Raw genomic sequence first — 20111 nt, 5'->3', positions numbered from 1 at the left:
GGCAAGGCGTCCCCGTGCCCCGTGCTCTCTCCGTCCCCCGCTGCCGTGCCGCCGTCCTTCTCCTCACTCCCGCCCTGCTGCTCACCGCCTGCGGCGGTGGCTCCGGCGACAACGACGCAGGCAAGGGCTCGGACAAGCCCGCCGCGTCCGGCCACCCGCTCACCCTCGACAACTGCGGGCACCAGGTCACGGTGAAGTCCGCACCACAGCGGGTCGTCTCCCTCAACCAGGACACCACCGAGATCCTGCTCTCCCTCGGCCTCGCCGACCGCATGGCCGGCACCGCCACCTGGACCGACCCGGTGGCCAAAGGCCTCGAGAAGGCCAACGCGTCGGTGCCCCGCCCGGCGGACAACGGTCCGTCCTTCGAGAAGGTGCTGGACACCGAGCCCGACTTCGTCACCGCCTCCTTCGTCTCCACGCTCGGCAGAGGCGGCGTCGCCACCCGCGAGCAGTTCGAGGAGCTGGGCGTACCCACGTACGTCTCACCGGCCGACTGCGCCGCCGGAAAGGACTAACGACAGCGGCGGCGACGGCTCCCGCAGCAAGCCGCTCACCCTCGACACCGTCTACGGCGAAATACGCGACCCCGCCCGCGTGTTCGGCGTCGAGGAACGCGGCGACGAACTGGTCGCGGAACTGGAGGAGCGGGTGCGCAGGGCCACCGACGGCCTGGACGCCTCCGGCACCTCCCTCATGTACTGGTTCGCCAACTCGCAGTCGCCCTACCTGGCCGGCTGCTGCGGCGCCCCCGGTGCCATCACCCGCGCGACCGGCGCCGAGAACGCCTTCTCCGACACCCACGACGAGTGGCCGCAGATCGACTGGGAGACCGTCGCCGACCGCGACCCCGACGTCATCGTCCTCGCCGACCTCACCCGCAGGTCCCAGACAGCGGAAACCGCCGAGGCGAAGATCCGTTTCCTGGAGACCCATCCGGCCACACGCAACCTCGCCGCGGTGAAGGAGAAGCGGTACGTCCTGCTCAGCGGGCAGGCGATGAACCCCTCCCTCCGCACCGTGGAAGGGATCGAGCAGGTCGCCGCCGGCCTGCGCGACCTCGGGCTCACCACGTGAGCCTCCGCACCCTGCTGCCGGCGGGTGGCGGGCTCGCGGCGCTGGCCGCCTCCGTCGCCGTGACCATCGGGGCCGCCGACATCTCCACCGCCGACGTGTGGGCGTCGGTGGTGGAGATGTCGGCCGCGGCGAGAGCACGTTGACACCGTTGCGCGACGGAATCGTGTGGAACCTGCGGATGCCGCGCACCCTGCTCGCCGCCCTGTGCGGCGCCGGACTCGCCCTGTGCGGCGCGATCATGCAGTCCCTGTTGCGCAACCCGCTCGCCGACCCGTTCGTCCTCGGCGTGTCCTCCGGGGCGTCCACGGGCGCGGTCGCCGTGGTGGTGCTCGGCATCGGCGGCGGGGCGGTGTCGCTGTCGGCGGGCGCCTTCGTCGGCGGCGGGACACGGCATCTGCGTGACCGGCACGCACAAGGCCCCGCTCGAGGACGTCACCGTGAGCTCGTTGACGCTGCGCGGCTTCACCCGGAACGGGCTGTGGGCCACCGGCACCGACCGGCTCCGGGTGCAGGGCGTGACCGCCGAGAAGAACGGCAGGTGGGGCATCGCCGAGCAGCGCTCGGTGCGCAGCGTACTCAGCCACAACGTGCTCGAGGCGAACGGCGACGCCGGACTGTTCGTTTCCAACACCGCCGGCGCGGAGGAGGACGCCCGGGACGCCCGGATGACGGTGATCCGCCACAACCGCATGGCCGGCAACCGTGTCGGCGTCACCGTGCGGCGGCTGCGGAACCTGACCGTCTCCCACAACGAGGCCGCCGGCAACTGCGTCGCCGTGTTCGTGGTGGGCGACGGGTCCGGGCCCGCCGCCGACGGGCTGCGGGTGCCCCACAATCACCTGTACGCCAACAACAAGCACTGCGCCGCCACACCCCGGCTCCCCTTCCTGCAGGGCACGGGCATCGTCCTCACCGGAGCCGAGGACACCCTCGTGGCCCACAACCGGGTCGAGAGCAACAGGGGCACCTCCCCGCTGTCCGGTGGTGTCGTGATCCGCACGGGCTTCGTGGGCGCCGCCCACAAGCGCAACGCCGTCCGAGACAACCTGGTCACCGGCAACGGCCCGGCCGACCTGGCCGACCGGGACACCGCCACGCCCCACACCTTCGCCGGCAACACCTGCACGCTCTCCGAGCCCGCCGGACTGTGCTGAACGCCCCGCCGCGCCACCGCCCCGCCCCTCACCACGCCCTCGCCCCTCCCCAGCACGACGGAAGAAGCGGGGCGACGGATGACGACAGTCGCCCCGGCTTCCGCCGCGCGGCCCGGAGCGCGCGTCGTCGTCATCGAGAACCTCGTCGACCACACCCCCTCGATGCGGTTCACCACGGCCACGGGCCTGCTGCTCCTCGACGTCGGCGGTGCCGGGCACGCCCGGCGGAGCATGACCGACCGGCCGACCGACGCGGGCCCGGTCATCGGCGAGGTCCGGCCGGTCGACGCCTGCCCGCACGCCGTCGAGTGCGCCGCCCCGGCTGATCCGTACCGCACCGGCCGGGGCCACCCCCCCGGGGCCGCCGGCTCCGCGACATACGCGGGACCGGCGGCCCCGGGGGTGTTCCGGGCCGGTGCTCAGGAGCCGGCGCCGCGCTCCCAGTGGTAGAAGCACTGCGCCATGGCGTCCTTGGGGCCGCGCCAGGTCTGGGGGTCGTACGGACTGACGTAGGCCTCCAGCCGTTCGCTGATGCCGCGGAACTCGGGGTGCCCGGCCACCTTCGCGATGGCGGGCGCCGGGTCCCGCTCGGACTCGATGAGGTGCAGATACACGTCGTCGCCGAACTGGAAGAGCCGGCGCCTGTTCACCCCGATCAGGCCGGGGAGTTCGCCCCGGTCGGAGGCGGCGAACACCTCGGCGATCTGCGAGGCCGAATCGGGCGCCATACGGGCCACGATGAGTGCGTGGTGCATCGACGGTCCTTTCCGGATCGGTCGGCGGTCAGCCGGAGGTGACGGACGCGGTGCCCCTGCGCTCGCCGGCGGCCTGCTCGATCCGGTCCCGGATGAGCGCCATCTGCGTACGCGAGTTGCGGTTGATGTTGTCCGTCATCCAGGCGTCGTCGACCGGCGCGTCGGGCTTCATTGCGAAGTCCTGCGTCCAGTTCATCCGGACGCCGTCCGGCAGCTGTTCGTACTCCCACAGGATGTCCATGTGGGCGAACGGGCCCGTCTCGACACGGCGGGCGCGCACGGTCCGGCGGGCCCGGTCGGGGGTGCGCTCGGAGACCCAGCTCCACACCTTCCCGTTGTCGTCCGGGTGCATGGTCAGCCGGAACGTCGTGGTGTCCCCCTCGCGGGAGAGCACCTCGACCGACGCGTACTCGCTGAACAGGTTCGGCCAGTTCTCGAGGTCGTTGGTCATCTCCCAGACGAGGTCGAAGGGAGCGTCGACGGTGATGCTGTTCTCGGTGTGTCCTGCCACTTTCAGGCTCCAGCCTTGAGGGTGCTGTTGACGAGGTCCAGGAACTCCCGGGGCGACCTGCAGCGCTCCGAGTCGGGAGGAAGGGAGAGGCCGTAACGGTTCTCCAGCTCACCGACGATGCCGAGCAGGCCGAGCGAGTCGAGGCCGAAACTGTCGAAGGGGGACTCCGCGGCCTGCTTCAGCTCCTGCGGGTCGACGGTGATGCCGGCGGCCTTCTTCATCAGGACGGCCAGTTCGTCGACGGTCACTTCGGTGGTGATCATGAGTGTCTGCTCCTTCCGCGCCCGGACCTACCGGGCGGATTCGCCGCCGCGGCGCACGACCAGCGCCGCGTTGGAGCCCATGAGTCCCCTGCTGAGGACGAGGGCCGTGCGCAGCTCGGCGGGCCGAGCACGCGCCATCACCAGGTCGAGGTCGTGGCAGATGTCGAACACGTTGGGCGTGGGCGGCACCTGGCCGTGTTCCATGGCGAGCACCGCGGCCACCGTGTCCAGCACGGGCGCCGCGCAGTGGGCCCGTCCGAAACCGGTCTTCGGCGCAGTGACGGGTACCCGCCTGCCGTGCGCGCCCAGCGCGTCGGCGATCGCCAGCGCCTCGGCGCGGTCCGCCTCCGGTACGCCCATCGCGTCGGCGAACACCACGTCGATGTCCTCCGGCGCGGCGCCCGCCTCGTCGAGGGCGCCGCGGATCGCGCGGGCCAGGCCCTCCCGCGACTCCTCCCACCGGGAGGCGCCGGTGAAGGTGGCGGCATGGCCGGCGAGGGTGGCCCGCACCGGTACCCCCCGCCCGCGGGCCCGGTTCTCGTCCTCGACGACGAGCAGCGCACCGCCCTCGGCGGGCACGAACCCGCAGGCCTTCGCGGTGAAGGGGCGGTAGGCGAGGTCCGGGTCCTCGACGGTGCTGATCTCGGGGTAGCCGAGCTGGCAGACCATCGAGTACGGGGCCAGTGGGGCCTCCGCGGCCCCGACGACCATCGTGTCGGTGCCGCGCCGGACCGCCCCGGCGGCGTGCGCGAGCGAGTCGAGGCCGCCGGCCTCGTCGCTCGCCACCACACCGCACGGGCCCTTGAAACCGCTGCGGATGGAGATCTGTCCGGTGCTCGCGGCGTAGAACCAGGCGATGGACTGGTACGGGCCGACGAACCGGGGGCCCTGCCCCCACAGCTTCTGCAGCTCACGCTGCCCGAACTCACCGCCGCCGGAGCCGGCCGCGGTGACCACGCCGACGGAGAACGGCTCCGCGGGATCACCGCTGCCGAGCCCGGCGTCGTCGAGGGCGAGGGCGGCAGCCGCCATCGCGAAATGGCTGAACCGGTCGGTCTGGACCAGGAACCGGTCCTCGATGAGGGCCGCCGCGTCGAAGGAGCGGACCTCGCCCGCCACCCGCAGCGGCAGGTGCCCGCAGCCCTCACGGGTGATGCGGTCCAGCACGCCGATGCCTTCGCTGACGGACTTCCAGTAGGCGTCGGTCCGCTGCCCGTTGGGTGCGATCACACCGATGCCGGTGACGGCCGCGCGGCGGGGTTGCCGAGTGCTGCTCATGGTGTCCTCCCACCCGGCCCGGTCAGCAGTACCGCGGACTGGAAGCCGCCGAAGCCGCTGCCGACGGAGAGCACGTTCCTCAGCTTCCGGGGGCGGGCGGTGCGCGGCACGTAGTCCAGGTCGCACTCGGGGTCGGGGGTCTCGTAGTTCGCCGTCGGCGGTACGGCCTGGTGCCGCAGGGCGAGCACGCAGGCCACCACCTCGATCGCACCGATCGCGCCCAGCGAGTGCCCCACCATCGACTTGATGGAGCTCATGGGCGTGTCGTAGGCGTGGGCCCCGAGGGACCGCTTCACCGCGGCCGTCTCGTGCCGGTCGTTCTGCCGGGTGCCGGAGCCGTGCGCGTTGACGTAGTCGATCAGTGTGGGATCGAGACGGGCCTGGTCGAGGGTGCTGTCGATGGCCCGCGCCATCTCCAGGCCCTCGGTGGTCAGACCGGTCATGTGGTAGGCGTTGCCGTACGTGGCGTAACCGCCGATCTCGCAGTGGATCCGCGCGCCACGGGCCCGCGCGTGCTCGTACTCCTCGAGGACCAGGACCGCCGCGCCCTCGCCCATCACGAACCCGTCGCGGTGCGCGTCGAAGGGGCGGGAGGCGTGCTCCGGGTCGTCGTTGTTCGGCGACGTCGCCTTGATGGCGTCGAAGCACGCCATCGTGATCGGCGAGATCGGAGAGTCGGAGGCCCCGGCGATGCAGACGTCGGCCCGGCCCTCGGCGATGGTGTGGAAGCCGTACCCGACCGCGTCCAGCCCCGAGGTGCAGCCGGTGGAGACTGTCTGCACCGGTCCCCGCGCACCGAAACGCTCGGCGACGACCGCGGCGAGCGTGCTCGGCTGGAACGCCAGGTGCAGTTTCGGGTCGGCGGCCCGGTGGTCCACGTCCCAGCGCGAGCCGTGCTCGCTGACCTGGACGTAGTCGTGCTCCAGCCGGGTGGTGCCGCCGACCGCGCTGCCCAGTGACACCGCGGTGCGCCAGGCGTCGTCGCCCTCCGGGGCGAGCCCGGAGTCGCGGACCGCCTCGCCGGCGGCGACCACGGCGAACTGGATGTACCGGTCGGCGTGCTGGCACAGGTCCGGCTCGAGACCGTGGCCGAACGGGTCGAAGTCGCACTCGGCCGCTATCCGCGAGCGCAGCCCGCTCGGGTCGAACAGAGTGATGCCGCGGGTCGCGGTGCGGCCGGCCGACAGAAGGTCCCAGAACGCCGTCGCCCCGGTGCCGCCCGGAGCGACCACCCCGATACCGGTGACGGCCACCCGCCGGGTCACTTTATGGCCTCACTGCGTCCGGCCGGCCGGCCCTGCCCGGTCCCGGACGTGACCGGACCGCCCACGGTCAGCTGAGGGCCGGTCTCGGAGCCGGCGTTCTCCTCGGTGTCGACGTGCCCGAGGCTCGGGTGCGGGGCGAGCGGGCCCAGGTGGAAGACCATGCGGGCCTCGGCGTCGGAGACGTTGCGGAAGCGGTGCCGCATGTCGATCGGGATCATCAGACCCTGCTCGGCCCGCAGCGCGAACGCCTCCCCGTCCAGGTCGACCTCGAGCGCGCCGCTGACGACGTACACGAACTCCTCGGAGTACGGGTGGTAGTGCTCGCCGATGCGCTCACCGGGCTGGATGACGGCCAGACCCATGAAGCCACTGGTGGAACCCACCGTGGCCGGGGTGAGGAGGGTCCTGAGATCGCCTCCACGCCTTCTGTTGGGTTCCGTCTCGCTCAGGTCCACGATGCGTGGATGCTGTTGGGACATGGTTGGTACCTCCGGGTGGGGCGGGGACGTCCGGGCGGGCCGGCCACGGACGTCACCACGGTGTGCCGTCAGGAATCCACCGCGCTGCGGTCGGTGATGGGCAGCATGTCGGCGTGCGACAGCAGCCGGTTGAGGTTGCGCTCCGAGTTCAGCGGGGCGTCGACTCCGACCGCCGCGCCGTCCAGGAGCCGCTCCAGCTCCGCCGCCTTCCCCGCGCCCTTGACGCCCAGGGCCCATTCGGGGTCGACGTCGAGGTCGCCGGCGACGTCGATCATGCGGACCACGATGTCGTCGCGCTGGAAGACGGTGCTCGTGAAGACCGGGCTGTCCGGGGCGCCGGTCGCGGCCTCGTCCTGATGGGAGAGGAACCGGGCCAGCTCCGTGCCCCGGCCCTCGACGGCCGGGTAGTACAGGGCGTGCCGCCGCAGGCCGGCGGGCTCGGGGCCGTCCGCACGGACGTGGTGCACGGAGGGGAGCGCGGCCCGTGTGAAGAACACCCGCGCGGAGCCGGGATCGGACAGATCCCGCTCCTGTTGCAGGTGGGGGTCTATGGCCTCCTCGACCGCCCGGATCCCGGGCTGAGCGGCCACGTGGCGCAGCGCCGCCGGCAGGTCGCCCTCGACCTCCACGGCCCGCACCACGCGGTTGCCGTGCATGAACACGGAGGTGCGGCGCAGCCGCGTGTTCCCGTCCAGCTGGGCCTGGGGGGAGGAGTACCCGGCCAGGTGCTCCGCGACCTTGGACTCACTGCCCGGCTTGACGGTGAAGGTGAGCGCGTGGCGGGCCACCCCGTCGCCCACGTGCACCTGCGCCTGCAGACCGGACCGCGCCTTGCGCTCGGTGTCCGGCTCCGTCTCGCGCAGGACGCTGTAGCGCATGGAGCGGGTGTCACGGACGCAGCTGTGCATCGGGCGGACGATCTCGATGTGCTCCTCGCTGTTCACCCAGGCGAGGAACGGAAGCGCGCTCTCCCACTCGCTGGTGATGAGCCACTGCGAGGGGTTCTCGATCGACTGGCAGAGCTGGTCCTGGATGTGGCCGGGGATGGACGCGACCTTGCTGCTCATGTGCTCGTAAGCCTCGAGGAACTGCTCCTGGGCCCCGTCGTACAGGTCGAGCAGCAGGATCACCCGCAGCCTGGAGCCGTCGAACGCCGACTGCGCTATGCGTCCCGCCATGGGTCCCGTCGTGCGTTCCGTCGTGGTCATCCGGCGCACCTCTCCTCTTCTTCACGAAAGGCTCTTCAGTGGGGGGGGGGGCGGAAACGGCCCCGTCGCCGAAACGGCCGGGCTCGCCCTGAACCGATCGTCGACGCGCCCCGCGAGGTGCGCGAGACACACGGGGCAGGTGGGTGAACCACGCGTCAACCGGGTGCCGCCGGGACACGAACCGACCCGTACCGGGCATGAATGCCGCGTCCTGTTCCACCGCCCGTCGAGGGCGACGCTGGAGGCACTTCAATGAACCGATCGCAAGAGGCCGGCGAGACCGGCCACCACACGCCCGTTCTCATCGTCGGAGGCTCCCTCGTGGGCCTGTCCCTGTCCGTGTTCCTGGGGCGTCTGGGCGTGCCCCACATGCTCGTCGAACGTCACACGGGCACGTCGATCCACCCGCGCGGGCGCGGCAACAACGTGCGCACCATGGAGCTGTTCCGGGTGGCCGGAGTGGAGCGGCAGATCAGGGAGGTCGCGTCGGTCCTCGCGGACAACCACGGCATCATGCAGACGCCGAGCCTGGCGGACGGCGACGGCGAGTGGCTGTTCAAGGAGATCGACCCCGGAGGCGGACTGGCCCGGTTCAGCCCCGGCGGGTGGTGCCAGTGCAGCCAGAACGACCTCGAACCGGTGCTGCTGGCCCACGCCCGCGAACTCGGCGGCGATCTGCGCTTCGCGACCGAGCTGATGTCGTTCGACCAGGACGACGACGGGGTGACGGCGCGGGTCAAGAGCCGGGAGACCGGCGAGCACACCACCATCCGCGCGGACTACCTGGTCGCCGCGGACGGCCCGCGCAGCCCCGTACGGGAGCGGCTCGGTATCCGGCAGAGCGGTCCGGGAGACCTCTTCCACAACGTGAGCGTCACCTTCTCCTCCCGTGACCTCGCGGGCGTCGTCGGCGACCGGCGGTTCATCGTCTGCTACCTGACGAACCCGGAGGCCGACGGGGCACTGCTGCCCGTGGACAACACCGAGAACTGGGTGTTCCACGCCCCCTGGCACCCCGAAGACGGCGAAACGCTCGAGGAGTTCACCGACGAGCGGTGCATCGCCCACATCCGGCGGGCGGTCGGCGTGCCCGACCTCGACGTCAAGATCACCGGCCGGGCCGCCTGGCACGCCGCCGAGCGGGTCGCCGACCGGTACACCGACCGCCGGGTGTTCCTCGCCGGCGACTCGGCCCACGAGATGTCGCCCACCGGGGCGTTCGGTTCCAACACCGGCATCCAGGACGCGCACAACCTCGCCTGGAAGCTGGCCGCCGTCCACGCCGGCTGGGCGGGTCCCCGACTGCTGGAGTCCTACGAGGCCGAGCGCCGGCCGGTCGCGGAGGCGACCAGCGCCCGTGCCTCGAACCGCTCGGTCGAGCACAGCCACCCCGGCTACACGCCCGCGGCGGGTGCCGGCAGCAAGGGCCCCAAGGGTGGAATCCTCAACGTGGCGCTGGGCTACCGCTATCCGCAGGGCGCGGTCGTCGGCGGCGACCCGGCGGCGCCGGTCGTCCCGGAGGGACTGCAGCTGACGGGGGAGCCGGGCACCCGGGCCCCCCACCTGTGGCTGGACCGCGACGGCGTCCGCATCTCCACCCTCGACCTGTACGAGCGGTCCCTGGTGCTGCTGACCGGCGAGTCGGGCGACGGGGACTGGCACACCGCGGCGGCACAGACGGCACAGCAGTTGCGGGTGCCGCTCGACGCCTACCGGATCGGTACCGGCCCCGCCGCGGACCTGAGGCCGGACGACGGCGTCGACTGGGCCCGGGCCCACGGCGTCACCGGGGACGGCGCGGTCCTGGTCCGCCCCGACGGGTTCGTGGCGTGGCGCTCCGAAAGGGCCGCGGCGGACCCCGCGACGGCGCTGCGGAAGGCCGTCACGGACATCCTGGCCCGGGAGCGGGACTGACGGTGCGCGCGGTGAGGCGGCGTCAGGCTCCTCTGACGCCGCCCTGCCGTCCCCGCTCCGCCTTGGCCTTGTGCTGTTCGAACCGCTGGACCGCGGGCCCGTCGTCGTTCCACGGCCACGGCGTCACCGTGCCCTGGAGCGCCTCGAAGACATGGTGCGCGTCGACGGCCCGGCCGGCCGCGCACAGCGCGTACGCCAGGACGTTCAGGTCCGCCTGGGCCGCCGCGTGCTGGAAGAATCCCGGCTTCGCCCAGAGGGAGGCGGCCTGCTCCAGCGAGGCCGCGATCTGCCCGCCGTCCCACAGCTGACCGGCCGTCATGGCCCGGACACCGCCCTGTGCCACCAGCCCCTGGTACTGCCGGACGGCCGCGGTCAGTTCGATCGCGGCGCACGGCGCGTTGGCCGGTATCCGGGTGCGCACCACATCGATGAAGTCCAGGACGGCCGCGCTCGAACCCCCCTCCTCCGGCGACAGATGGGCGAGCATCTGCAGATATGCCTCGCGGTGCCAGCGGTCGCGCCCGGTGGCCTCCCGCCAGATGGCGTTGACCTCGCTCTGCGGGTACCGCTCGACGCGGGCCATGCCGAGCAGGACCACCCAGGGCAGCGGATCCGCCGGACTCAGCTCCGCGGCCCGATGGCACTGGGTCACCAGCTGTCCCGCGTCCTCCAGGTGTCTGTCCCGCAGACCGCGCATCAGGCCGACCCACGAGTGGAAGACCAGGGCGTCGGGATTCTTCGGCGACCTGGCCAGCCAGGCCGAGGCCAGGTCGGACCCCGATTCGGCCGTCTCCCCGGCCAGCACGGACACCCGATGGCTGCGCCGGTCCCAGTTGTCCCCGGTCTCCTCCAGGAACCCCGCGACGAGAGTCACCTCCGTCGGCCTGACGCCTCCACCGCGCTTGCTCACCTGCCGGAGGACGCGCGCGAGGGCGTCGTCGTCGAGGGCGGGGACGATACGGGGACGTTTACCGGTACGACTACTGAAGAGCGCCATGTCCGCAGACTAGGAACTGTGCCGGGGTGGGCAACCGGTACGGGCCGATCGTTACCGATCCGGACCTGGGCGGGACGAGGTTTCGTCACCGTATCGGCGCTTGGAACCTGAACGGGCCTTTATTTGTCGGTAGTTGAAGAAGCCGGTGCAGAGCGGCGGGGCGGGGCCGGACTGCTCGCCGGCCCCGCCCCGCCGTGCCCTGCGCGTGTCTTCCGGCGGTACGTCCTTCTGCCTGCCTGCCTGCCTGCCTGCCCGCCCGCCCGTCTTCGCCCGTGCCCGGCCGGTCAGTGTGGGTTGCGCATTTCGGTGGGCACTCGCGAGCCTCTGACCTGGGGTGTTGGTATGGGTGAGCACTATCGGCTGTGGACGCCGTCGTCGGATCATGGGCAAAAGCCCCCTGTGGGCGCGTTTGCGCGGTAACGCTGGGTAGTGATCGCTGTCCTGCTTACCCGGGCGCGCGGGTGTGTTTGGGGCTGAGAAATGGCCCCTCCGACGTGGCGGCCAGCAGATCGCGTGCATGGCGGACTGCTGGAGTTCTGGGGGAAGGGGAGCTTCAAGTGTCACGAGGATCGCCGGTTGGGGTAACCGGCGATCGTCGGCTGTGTTGCGCCGTGACCGCGGCCCAGGCTTCTCGAAGGCGGATGTTCGATCCCGCCCGGCGGTCGTGAATGGCAGAATCGGCCCATGCAGGATCTCTCGCCTTCAGACGACTCGGACGCCGGGAACTCCGCGCTCGATACCAGCGTCATCACCGCTTGGTGAGCGCGCCCTGCGGGGCATTCTTGGGCACGTAGTCGCTGTTGGCGATGAGGCTGAGACGACCTACCTCGAGGTCAAGAGCTCTCTCGACATGAACAGCAAGGCGACTGCGGCCAAGATCGCAAAGTTTCTTCTGGGCGCAGCGAACCGGCGTCCGGGGGAGGCGGCCCGACACTTCCACGGGTACGCGGTCCTGGTCATCGGCGTACAGAAGAACAGTGCTCCCGGAGTGCCGCGTGGAACCGAACCACACGAGCTTGAGGACCGGCTCCGCCCCTACCTCGGGTCCCGGTTCCCGGCCTTCGAGTTCGGCAGGATCGGCATCGACTCCGATCACGAGGTTCTCTTCGTCATCGCCCAGCCGCCGGAGGATGGCCAGAGGATCTTCCCGTGTCACAAGAGTTATCAGAATGACGACCGCCGCGACAGCCTTGAAGACGGCGCGATCTATGTTCGAGGCACCAGCAACACGTGGCCTGCACGCTCCGGAGAGGTCCTCGCCCTCGTCGAGCGCGTCCGCCGGGGTGGGAGGCCACCGATTGACCTTGAGGTACAAGTGCTCGGTCCGATCTGCCGGGTCGACCGTGTGGACGAGGCCCTGGAGAGCTTGCGCTGCTATGAGGAAGAGCAGTTCAGCAAGCAGCCGACGCCGGATGAAAGCACTCGCAGCTCGGCGCTGTTGACATTGCCGTCGAGCGTCTTCGGCAATCCGAAGCCGCTGTCGAGGCAGGACCGGGAGCAGGCGCTCGCCGCATGGCGGAGCAAGAAGGCCGAGCACATCGCCGAGGGGCGGGAGCACTTCCTGGTACTCCAGCAAGATCAAGATCTACGGCTGGAGTACTAACCGGGCGACAACTGACGACTACCGAGTGCTACCCCTGCCCATGATCACGCGGAAGTGTCCACGGAATCGCGGAAACTACACCGCGTGTACGTAGTGCGGCTTCATGAGCACTGGCTCCTGCGTAAACACCGGGCTCCGCGCCTGGTGATCAGCGCGTGCTCTCGGTGATCACGAACAGGATCGCCAGCCGCCCTTCGAACGGAAGTTGCTGTAGGTAGTGGGCCCTGGTTCCAGGGCTGTAGGAAGCACGTCAAATTGCGGAATGCACGTTCAGCAGAACGCCCGATTGGCTGCCCAGCCAGGCGTTCTGCTTCCCGGGCTGCTGTCTCACATGCTGTGGATGCCGCCGGTGGAGGGGGTGTCTACCAGCCTGTCTGGGCTTTGGTGTAGGCCGTGCGACAGGCGGGGTCGGCGGCTGTTGTAGAGAGCTTGGTCATGACTTCCTTCCAGATCCTCTTGGCCGCTTCTTCCTGCGGCTTGTACTCAGCGGGGACCTCCGAGGCGTGGTTCTTGATCGTCGCGAGGGTGGCGACGGCCCACTTGTTGCATGCCGGAGCGGCGGCGTTGCGGTAGCGGTTGTCGAGCTCGGTTGCCACAGCGGCGCCGTTGAGGACGGCCCACGTGTTCCAGGTCGCGCACGCGGACTCGGTGAGCAGGGCCTGGTCTTCCTCGCTCAGATTGGCCACGGCGTTCAGGGCGGCGTTCCACGGTTCGTCGGGAACGGTGTAGCGGGTGGTGGGGAACTTCTCCGTGGTCTTGAAGATCGCTTCCTGGCAGGCGGGCGGCAGCGGGGCTGCCTGCAGGCGGGAGGCGGCAGTCAGCTGCGAGGCGTCCACGGCGTGCTCGGGCGGGGTCTGCGCCTGGCTGGTCATGCTGAGGAAGGACACGCCGAGGGCAGCCGTCGAGACCACGCCGGCAGTGAGGAGGAAGGGCTTGAAGGTACGGCGGCTGGGTTTCATGGCGGCAGGCTCCTTTGTGAGTACGGCTGGGGAGGCATCGGCTTGAAGCAGACCGCTGCCCGTTCGGAGAACTTCTGCGGAGCTTCGCAGGACACGAGAGATCACCTGGCGAATGGGCGTTCGTCCGGGGCCGTCCCTGTCGCACCGCCGCCCGGCGATGGCGGCGCGGGTGGTGGTGGGTAAGCCTCTGTGGTCTGTCAGCCGCTTGTGCCAAGGCGCATCTCTTGAGCGGGGACTACAGGCTGTGAGGCGGGGGCCGCGCCGTAGCGGCGGTGGCGATGGGTGTATTCGGTCACGGCCTCCCACAGGTCGCGGCGGTCGATGTCCGGCCAGAGTTTGTCGGTGAAAAGGAGTTCGGCGTAGGCGGTGTGCCAGGGCAGGAAGTTGGAGATGCGCTGTTCGCCGCCGGTGCGCCATAGAAGGTCGACGTCGGGCAGGTCACCCAGGGGCAGATGGGAGCGAAGCAGGTGTTCCGACACCCTGGTGCCCTCGAGCTGTCCGGTGCGTGCGGCGCCGGCCAGGGAGTCGGCGGCCTGGGTGAGTTCGCTGCGACCGCCATAGTTGAGGCAGAACGTCAGAGTGAGACCGGTGCGATCTTCGGTGGCCATTTCGTTGGTGCGCAGGAGGTCGACGAAGTCGCGGGGCAGGCCGTCGGGGAGCCCGGCCCAGCGGATCCGTACGTCGTAGCGCAGGAAGTCTCCGGACTCCAGCTGTTCCCGTGCGAACGTCAGCAGCTTGTCGATCTCCTGCGGAGGGCGCTTCTCCAAGTTCTCGGTGGACAGCAGGTACACGGTCAGGTGAGGGAGCCCGATCTCCGCGGCGCCGTGGACGACGTCGACGAGTGCCTTCCCTCCGGCCTTGTGACCGTCGTTGCGTGGGAGGCCGCGTGCGGTGGCCCAGCGGCCGTTGCCGTCCATGATGATCGCGACATGCCGCGGCATGCGCTCGGCCGGGAGAGCTGGCGGGCGGGCCCCACCGGCGTGCGGTTCGGGTGGTTGCAGGAGCTCGGGGGAAGCGACCCGGGGAGCGGGAAGCACCGGGCGGGTCGGCGGGGGCGCGGTGCGTAGTTCGGGGAGGGGAAAGAGGCGCCAGGTGGTGGCTGCGAGGAGCCGGCCGGGGCCGGTGACGCGCAGGCGGGCGGCCAGGGCCGGGCGGGCGGCATGTTGCAACAGTGCGGGTCCGGCCTTTTCGGCGGCGTGCAGGCGGGCGCGGTAGAGAGTGCAGCCTGTGCGCAGGACGACGGCAGGGCCGGGCGGCAGACCGGTCCACAGTCGCGGTTGGTCCAGCCAGGTATGGGCGGTGTCCAGGAGGTGGCTGATCAGTGCCTGGACGGCGGGGGTCCAGCGGCGTTGGAGGAGGTCTGTCTCACAGGTGCCGAAGCGGTGCAGTTCTTCTGCGGGAAGGGTGATGTCGCCGCGGCTGAGGTCGTCGGCGAGGTCGGTCAGTGAGTCGGTGAGGAACAGGCCGTCGGACAGCCGCTGGTAGGCGTCCAGGCGGGTGAGGTGGAGGGGGATGTCGAGGCCGGCGTGTCGCAGCATCGTCAGGCACAGCAGCAGGAAGGGCACGTTGGTGTCCTTGCTGCGGGTCCGCCATTGCTGCCAGGTCGCCGCGGCGGGAGCGGTCCGCAGGGCGTCTTTCTCAAGGGCCGTGAAGGTGACGTCGAAGGCGTCGGTCTTCAGGTTCCAGCACCACATGGTGTGCACCAGCGCCTGGCGCACCGGGTCTTGGCTGGTGCCCAGCCGCAGGTCGGTGTCCAGGGCTTCGCGCCATGCCCGCAGCCGCTGAGAACCGTCGCCCTCGGTGCTGTCGGCCAGGTCATCGGCAAGGGAATGCGCGGCGAAAAGGGCCCAGCATGCCGGACGCAGGGCAGGGGGCATCAGCTGCAGGCACCAGAACTCCTCGGCGCTGGTGGACCGCAGATGATCGTGGCACGCCTTGTACGCGGCTTTCAGCTGCGGGTCGTGGATTTCGGCCTGCGCGCAGTCGGCAGCGAACACGGTGCTCCTTGGATGGAGGACGGGGCCTGGCCGGTCACCGCGGACCGGGTGCGCCGACGGAAGGCGAGCAGGCTGAGGAGGGCCGCACCGGCGAACCAGACCAGCTGCACGCCCAGACAGCTCAGGAGAACGGAGTGGGAGAAGCCGGCGGCGGAGGCGGACTGCATGGCGCCGTAGGAGGGCAGCAGACGCACCAAGGCGGTGTCGGCTCCTTTGCTGGCGATGGGGTTCTGCAGCGCGAGGTCGATGACGCTGATCATCACGACGAGGAAGATGCCCTCCAGCTCGCGGCGCACCACCGTGCCCAGGGCGACGCCCACGGCTCCGTAGGTCATGGCCGCGCTGAACAGCGAAGCGGCCAGCAGCACGGGCTGGCGGGGCGACCAGTACGCCCACATGACCGCTGTGGCATGAAGACTGACGACGGCCGAGACCAGAACGAGGGAGGCGACCTTCGCCAGCAGCAGCTGGAGGCGGGGGTAGCCGGCCATGGCCAGACGCCGGTCGAAGGTTCCCGAGCTGAAGGTGGCCGAGAACATCGCGAACCCGACGATCAGCGTCACCGCGTTCAAAGCGCCGCTGATCTGAGTGAGCTCGTTGCCGCGGGCGACGAGGATCTCGCCGGTGGCCCAGAGCCTGAACGACACCCCCACGTCCACGATCATGAACTGTCCGAGCGAGATCCACAGGGGAACGAAAAGGAACACCAGCGCCACGGCGAACTGGTTGCGCACATGCTCGATCAGCGTGAACCGCGTCGCGATGACAAACCGCGCCAGGGAGGGGCTCACGACACCACCCCCGCCCCAGCGCACAGCACGCCTTCCTCCAGGCGCCACAAGACGTCCAGCCGGTCCACGTCGTAGGCGAGGTGGGAGACCACCAGCACGGACTGGCCGGCGGTACGCAGCTGGACGGCCAGCTCCCAAAACCGCACATAGGTTTCCCAGTCGAAACCCTGGTAGGGCTCGTCCAGCAGCAGCACATCAGGATCGTGCATCAACGCGAGGGTCAGGTTGAGCTTCTGCCGGGTTCCCCCGCTGAGCGCCCCGACCCGTTCCTGCGCGTACTCGCGAAAGCTCAAGACCTCCATGATCTCCTCGGCCCGGCGCAGGTCACGGAGCGAGTACGCCGTCCTGAACAGCTCAAGGTGCTGGCGGACGGTGAACGCGTCATTGAGGACCACCTGCTGCGGGCAGTACCCGAACCGGCCCTCGTGCCGCACCACCCCCCGATCGGGCCGCAGCTCACCGGCCAATACCTTCAGCAGCGTGGACTTCCCCGCACCGTTCTCCCCCACGATGCCGACCAGTGAACCCCGCGGCAGTTCCACATCCACGCCGCGCAACACCACCCGGCCACCGTAGGCATGATGAATACCTGCCACCTTCATCAACGCCCCCCATGGATCAGACCGTTCCGTTCCCAACAACGCCATAAGCGGGTAATGGTCACGCCCGACGGCAGGGGAAGCGGGCACGCCCCTGGCGCCGAGGTCGCGCACGCCTGCCTGCGACGGCCCCTTCTCGGGCGCTCTGTGGCCCTACTGGGACGATGTGGAGGGATGCGCAGCGATGCCGGAAGATCATTAACAGGCAGCAAGTGGAAATCACTGAGCGTCACCATTGCTCGTGATCACGCGGAAATGTCCGACCGGTGCTCATGATCACGCGGAAGTGTTCACGAAACTGCGGAACCTACAGTCAGGAAGCCGGAGCCGGAGCCGGGAAGGTCGGGTACTCCACCCCGGAGACGTACTGGACGACCCGGACGACCTGGCAGGAGTAACCGAACTCGTTGTCGTACCAGAGGTACAGGATCGCGTTGTCGCCCTCGACCTTGAGGGCGCCGGCGTCGACGATCGAGGCGTGCCGCGAGCCGATGAAGTCGCTGGAGACCGCGTCGGGGGCGCTGATGAAGTCGATCTGACGCTTCAGAGGCGAGGTGAGCGACACCTCGCGGAGGTACTCGAGCACCTCACCGCGGCCGGCCTCGCGGCCCAACTGCAGGTTGAGGATCGCGATGGAGACGTCCGGCACCGGGACCCGGATCGAGCTGCCGGTGATCGTCGCATCGAGGCCGGGCAGCGCCTTGGCGACGGCGGAGGCGGCACCCGTCTCGGTGATCACCATGTTCAGCGGCGCGGAGCGGCCGCGGCGCTCGGACTTGTGGTAGTTGTCCAGCAGGTTCTGGTCGTTGGTGAACGAGTGGACGGTCTCCACGTGGCCGCGCAGCACGCCGTACTCGTCCGCCATCGCCTTGAGCGGCGGGACGATCGCGTTGGTGGTGCAGGACGCGCAGGAGATGATCCGCTCGTCGGGCTTGAGGGTGTCGTGGTTCACGCCGTGCACGATGTTGGGCACGTCCCCCTTGCCGGGCGCGGTCAGCACCACCTTGTCGACCCCCGGACGCAGGTGCAGCGAGAGGCCCGCGCGGTCGCGCCACGTGCCGGTGTTGTCGATGAGGATGGCGTTCTTGATGCCGTACGCCGTGTAGTCCAGCTGTGACGGGTCGTCGGCGTAGACCACCTTGACGGTGTTGCCGTTGGCGACGATCGTGCTGTTCGCCTCGTCCACGGTGATCGTGCCCTGGAACTGGCCGTGCACGGAGTCGCGGCGCAGCAGGGAGGCGCGCTTGACGATGTCCTGCTCGCCGCCCCGGCGGACCACGACGGCGCGCAGCCGCAGGCCGTTGCCGGACCCGGACTTCTCGATGAGCAGGCGGGCGAGGAGCCGGCCGATACGGCCGAAGCCGTAGAGGACGACGTCGCGCGGCTCACGCCGGTCGACCCTGTGGGCACCGGTGGCCCCCGCCACGGCCTCGGCGGTGAACTCCTCCACCGACAGTCCGCGGCCGTCGGTGCGGTGGGTCGCGGCGAGCAGGCCGAGGTCGATCTGGGACGGACCGAGGTCGAGCGCGGTGAGTGCCCGGAGGAACGGCAGCGTCTCGGTGACCGACAGCTCCCGGCCCGAGATCTGACGGGCGAAGCGGTGGGTCTTGAGGATCGAGACCACCGACTTGTTCACCAGGGAGCGGCTGTGCAGCAGGACGGTGACGTCCCGCTCGCGGTGCAGCTTCCCGATGATCGGGATCATCGACTCCGCGACTTCCTCGCGGTGTTTCCAGTCGGTGAACGAGTCTTCGTTGACAGTCACAGGATTATCTTTCGAGCTAGGCGGCGCTCATATGATAACCATGCCGGTCAGGGGGTCTGAAGGGGTGCCCGTCCTGCGGGTGTCCAGCAGGATTGCCGCCCGCGCGATCGGGTACGCGTGCAGGACCGTGCCCGGAGCGGATCCCGGCCCGACCGCTGATCCGCCGTTCTGCCGATCCGTCGATCCCGTCCGGGACGGGTCCGTACGACCGCCGTTACGAGGGAAACTGCCATGGAGACACCTGCGCACGAGAACAACGCCCCCACGTCCGCCCAGCGGGCCCTGAACACTCTCGCGGAGAACACCCGGGACGCGGCGGCGCTGGACGCCCTCGCCCACAGTGACGTACTCATCCCCGTGCCCGACGACGCGGGCGACGAGGCCGCCGAGCCCGGCGCGGTCGCGCTGCCCGTGATGGAGCAGCCGGACGGCAACCAGGTGGTGCCGGTGTTCACCTCGGAACTGGAGATGTCGGGGCTGCTGCCCTTCGTCTCCCGTTACCGGCTGGTGCCGCTCGGGGCGCTGGCCGCGCAGTGGCCGGCCGACGAACTGTCCCTCACCATCGACGGCAGCTCGGAACACCGCCTCACGCTGACGTCCGAGGGGGTACGCACCCTGCTTGCCCGTCCCTAAGGGTGTGTCCGACGCATGAGCGCGGGAGGAGGAGCGGCGCCCGGCACATGCGATCGCAGGGCGTCGGGGCGTCCTCGACGGGGGTCCCCCGCTCGGGCGAAGCCGAGAGCGGGGGAGGATCCACGTGGGCGCTTCGGCAACGCGGCGAGCGTGCGTGCCGGGCGTCGTGACGCCGCGTGCAGGTGCCGGACATCCACCCCCTGGGGCCTGTGGCGGGAGCGGCGCCTGCCGTGCGGCGCCCGGCATGTGCTCCCGCCGCACCGTCCGAAAGCCCGGGTGCGCCCGGTACGAGGGCTTCCGGGCGGCACGGCGGGAGTACGCGCCTCCCCAGGCTCTCGGCTTCGCTCGAGCAGGGGCCCTCATGGCGCCGCGCGGCCGCCCTCCGGGCGGCGACCCCTCTGCCCCGGGCCCCGGCCGCGCCGCCGGGCGTGCCGCGGCCGTCCGGTGCGGCGGACTACTCGCCCAGCGCGCGGGCCAGGGCCGCGCGCTGGAGCGGCAGTACCTCGGCGTGCAGGTTGCGGCCCTTGGAGGTGAGCATGACGTAGACACCCCGCCGGTCCTCCGCGCAGACGCTGCGGGCGACCAGGCCGTCCTTTTCCAGCCGGGCGATGAGGCGGGACAGTGCGCTCTGGCTGAGGTGGATTCGTCCGCCCAGGTTCTGCACCCTGCACTGCTCGCCCTCCCGGGGCGACGCGCTCGCGAGCAGGTCGAGCACCTCGAAGTCGGATGCCCCGAGACCGTGCGGATGCAGCGCGCGGTCGACCTCGCCGAGGGTGCGGGCGTGCACCGCCAGGATCTCCCGCCACCGCTCCTCGAGCCGGACGCCGACCGTGTCCGCTGTCATGGTTGAACGATAACATTTG

Annotated in this window: 18 protein-coding genes and 3 pseudogenes; 7 read left to right on the top strand and 14 right to left on the bottom strand. The window is 70.3% G+C overall.

Translation table 11 applies throughout. From position 1 onward, the window contains the following. Positions 1-14: 14 nt before the first annotated feature. From TU30_RS24650 to TU30_RS34550, 4 genes and pseudogenes are all read left to right on the top strand, one after another. Positions 15-1077: pseudogene (locus tag TU30_RS24650) on the top strand (ABC transporter substrate-binding protein). Further along, positions 1074-1456: pseudogene (locus TU30_RS24645) on the top strand (iron chelate uptake ABC transporter family permease subunit); the annotation flags it as partial. The pseudogenes TU30_RS24650 and TU30_RS24645, both read left to right, overlap by 4 nt. A 19-nt stretch (positions 1457-1475) precedes the next feature. After that, on the top strand, positions 1476-2231 hold the full coding sequence (locus TU30_RS24640; protein WP_234307978.1) for a right-handed parallel beta-helix repeat-containing protein: 756 nt from the start codon (positions 1476-1478) through the stop codon (positions 2229-2231). Positions 2232-2330: 99 nt separating this feature from the next. After that, positions 2331-2555 (top strand): annotated as a pseudogene (locus TU30_RS34550) (methyltransferase); the annotation flags it as partial. Positions 2556-2650: 95 nt separating this feature from the next. Here TU30_RS34550 and TU30_RS24630 read toward each other — a convergent pair. The 7 genes from TU30_RS24630 to TU30_RS24600 form a co-directional block, all read right to left on the bottom strand. Continuing rightward, positions 2651-2986 (bottom strand): TcmI family type II polyketide cyclase, encoded by a 336-nt coding sequence (locus TU30_RS24630; RefSeq protein ID WP_042173716.1) that lies wholly within the window; start codon positions 2984-2986, stop codon positions 2651-2653. 28 nt (positions 2987-3014) lie between these two features. Then, positions 3015-3497, bottom strand: a complete 483-nt coding sequence (locus tag TU30_RS24625; RefSeq protein WP_042173714.1) for an SRPBCC family protein — start codon at positions 3495-3497, stop codon at positions 3015-3017. Between the two features lie 2 nt (positions 3498-3499). Further along, on the bottom strand, positions 3500-3760 hold the full coding sequence (locus TU30_RS24620) for an acyl carrier protein (protein WP_042173712.1): 261 nt from the start codon (positions 3758-3760) through the stop codon (positions 3500-3502). 27 nt (positions 3761-3787) lie between these two features. Continuing rightward, complete coding sequence (locus tag TU30_RS24615) at positions 3788-5038, bottom strand: ketosynthase chain-length factor (protein WP_042173710.1); 1251 nt, start codon at positions 5036-5038, stop codon at positions 3788-3790. Beyond that, positions 5035-6303, bottom strand: coding sequence for a beta-ketoacyl synthase (locus TU30_RS24610; RefSeq protein ID WP_042173708.1), 1269 nt, complete (start codon positions 6301-6303; stop codon positions 5035-5037). Before TU30_RS24610 ends, TU30_RS24615 begins: the two co-directional genes overlap by 4 nt. Beyond that, a complete protein-coding gene (locus TU30_RS24605; protein ID WP_042173706.1) occupies positions 6300-6782 on the bottom strand; it encodes a cupin domain-containing protein in 483 nt (160 codons plus the stop codon). Before TU30_RS24605 ends, TU30_RS24610 begins: the two co-directional genes overlap by 4 nt. A gap of 68 nt (positions 6783-6850) precedes the next feature. Next, positions 6851-7990 (bottom strand): SchA/CurD-like domain-containing protein, encoded by a 1140-nt coding sequence (locus TU30_RS24600; protein ID WP_370626707.1) that lies wholly within the window; start codon positions 7988-7990, stop codon positions 6851-6853. 252 nt (positions 7991-8242) lie between these two features. Between TU30_RS24600 and TU30_RS24595 the strand changes: the two genes are divergently transcribed. Next, entirely contained in the window at positions 8243-9904 is a 1662-nt protein-coding gene (locus TU30_RS24595; protein WP_042173704.1) for an FAD-dependent monooxygenase, read from the top strand. A gap of 22 nt (positions 9905-9926) precedes the next feature. Here TU30_RS24595 and TU30_RS24590 read toward each other — a convergent pair whose 3' ends face one another. Continuing rightward, on the bottom strand, positions 9927-10901 hold the full coding sequence (locus tag TU30_RS24590) for a hypothetical protein (RefSeq protein WP_042173702.1): 975 nt from the start codon (positions 10899-10901) through the stop codon (positions 9927-9929). Between the two features lie 850 nt (positions 10902-11751). Here TU30_RS24590 and TU30_RS24585 point away from each other — a divergent pair. Beyond that, on the top strand, positions 11752-12504 hold the full coding sequence (locus tag TU30_RS24585; RefSeq protein WP_199816893.1) for a hypothetical protein: 753 nt from the start codon (positions 11752-11754) through the stop codon (positions 12502-12504). A 362-nt stretch (positions 12505-12866) separates the two neighbouring features. On the opposite strand, the gene TU30_RS24580 is transcribed toward TU30_RS24585, so the two are convergent. The 5 genes from TU30_RS24580 to TU30_RS24560 form a co-directional block, all read right to left on the bottom strand. Beyond that, a complete protein-coding gene (locus tag TU30_RS24580) occupies positions 12867-13463 on the bottom strand; it encodes a hypothetical protein (protein WP_052479900.1) in 597 nt (198 codons plus the stop codon). Between the two features lie 197 nt (positions 13464-13660). Then, the gene (uppS, locus tag TU30_RS24575) at positions 13661-15460 is read right to left on the bottom strand and encodes a polyprenyl diphosphate synthase (RefSeq protein WP_042173700.1); all 1800 of its coding nucleotides are present in this window, start codon (positions 15458-15460) and stop codon (positions 13661-13663) included. Next, positions 15412-16251, bottom strand: coding sequence for a hypothetical protein (locus tag TU30_RS36590; RefSeq protein ID WP_042173849.1), 840 nt, complete (start codon positions 16249-16251; stop codon positions 15412-15414). The genes uppS and TU30_RS36590 overlap by 49 nt, the downstream gene beginning before the upstream one ends. Then, positions 16248-16853, bottom strand: a complete 606-nt coding sequence (locus TU30_RS24565; protein WP_042173698.1) for an ATP-binding cassette domain-containing protein — start codon at positions 16851-16853, stop codon at positions 16248-16250. The genes TU30_RS36590 and TU30_RS24565 overlap by 4 nt, the downstream gene beginning before the upstream one ends. A gap of 310 nt (positions 16854-17163) precedes the next feature. Beyond that, positions 17164-18615, bottom strand: coding sequence for a glyceraldehyde-3-phosphate dehydrogenase (locus TU30_RS24560; protein WP_042173695.1), 1452 nt, complete (start codon positions 18613-18615; stop codon positions 17164-17166). Positions 18616-18846: 231 nt separating this feature from the next. On the opposite strand from TU30_RS24560, the gene TU30_RS24555 reads away from it, so the two are divergent. Then, positions 18847-19248, top strand: a complete 402-nt coding sequence (locus TU30_RS24555) for an SseB family protein (protein ID WP_042173692.1) — start codon at positions 18847-18849, stop codon at positions 19246-19248. A gap of 454 nt (positions 19249-19702) precedes the next feature. Here the strand turns inward: TU30_RS24555 and TU30_RS24550 are convergent, their stop codons facing one another. Continuing rightward, positions 19703-20092, bottom strand: coding sequence for a MarR family winged helix-turn-helix transcriptional regulator (locus tag TU30_RS24550; RefSeq protein WP_042173690.1), 390 nt, complete (start codon positions 20090-20092; stop codon positions 19703-19705). Positions 20093-20111 lie beyond the last annotated feature (19 nt).

This window comes from Streptomyces sp. NBRC 110035, assembly GCF_000829695.1.
In the GTDB taxonomy this organism is placed as follows: Bacteria; Actinomycetota; Actinomycetes; order Streptomycetales; family Streptomycetaceae; genus Streptomyces.
Note: the sequence above shows the minus strand (reverse complement) of the source record. Positions and strands in the feature narration are given on the sequence as shown.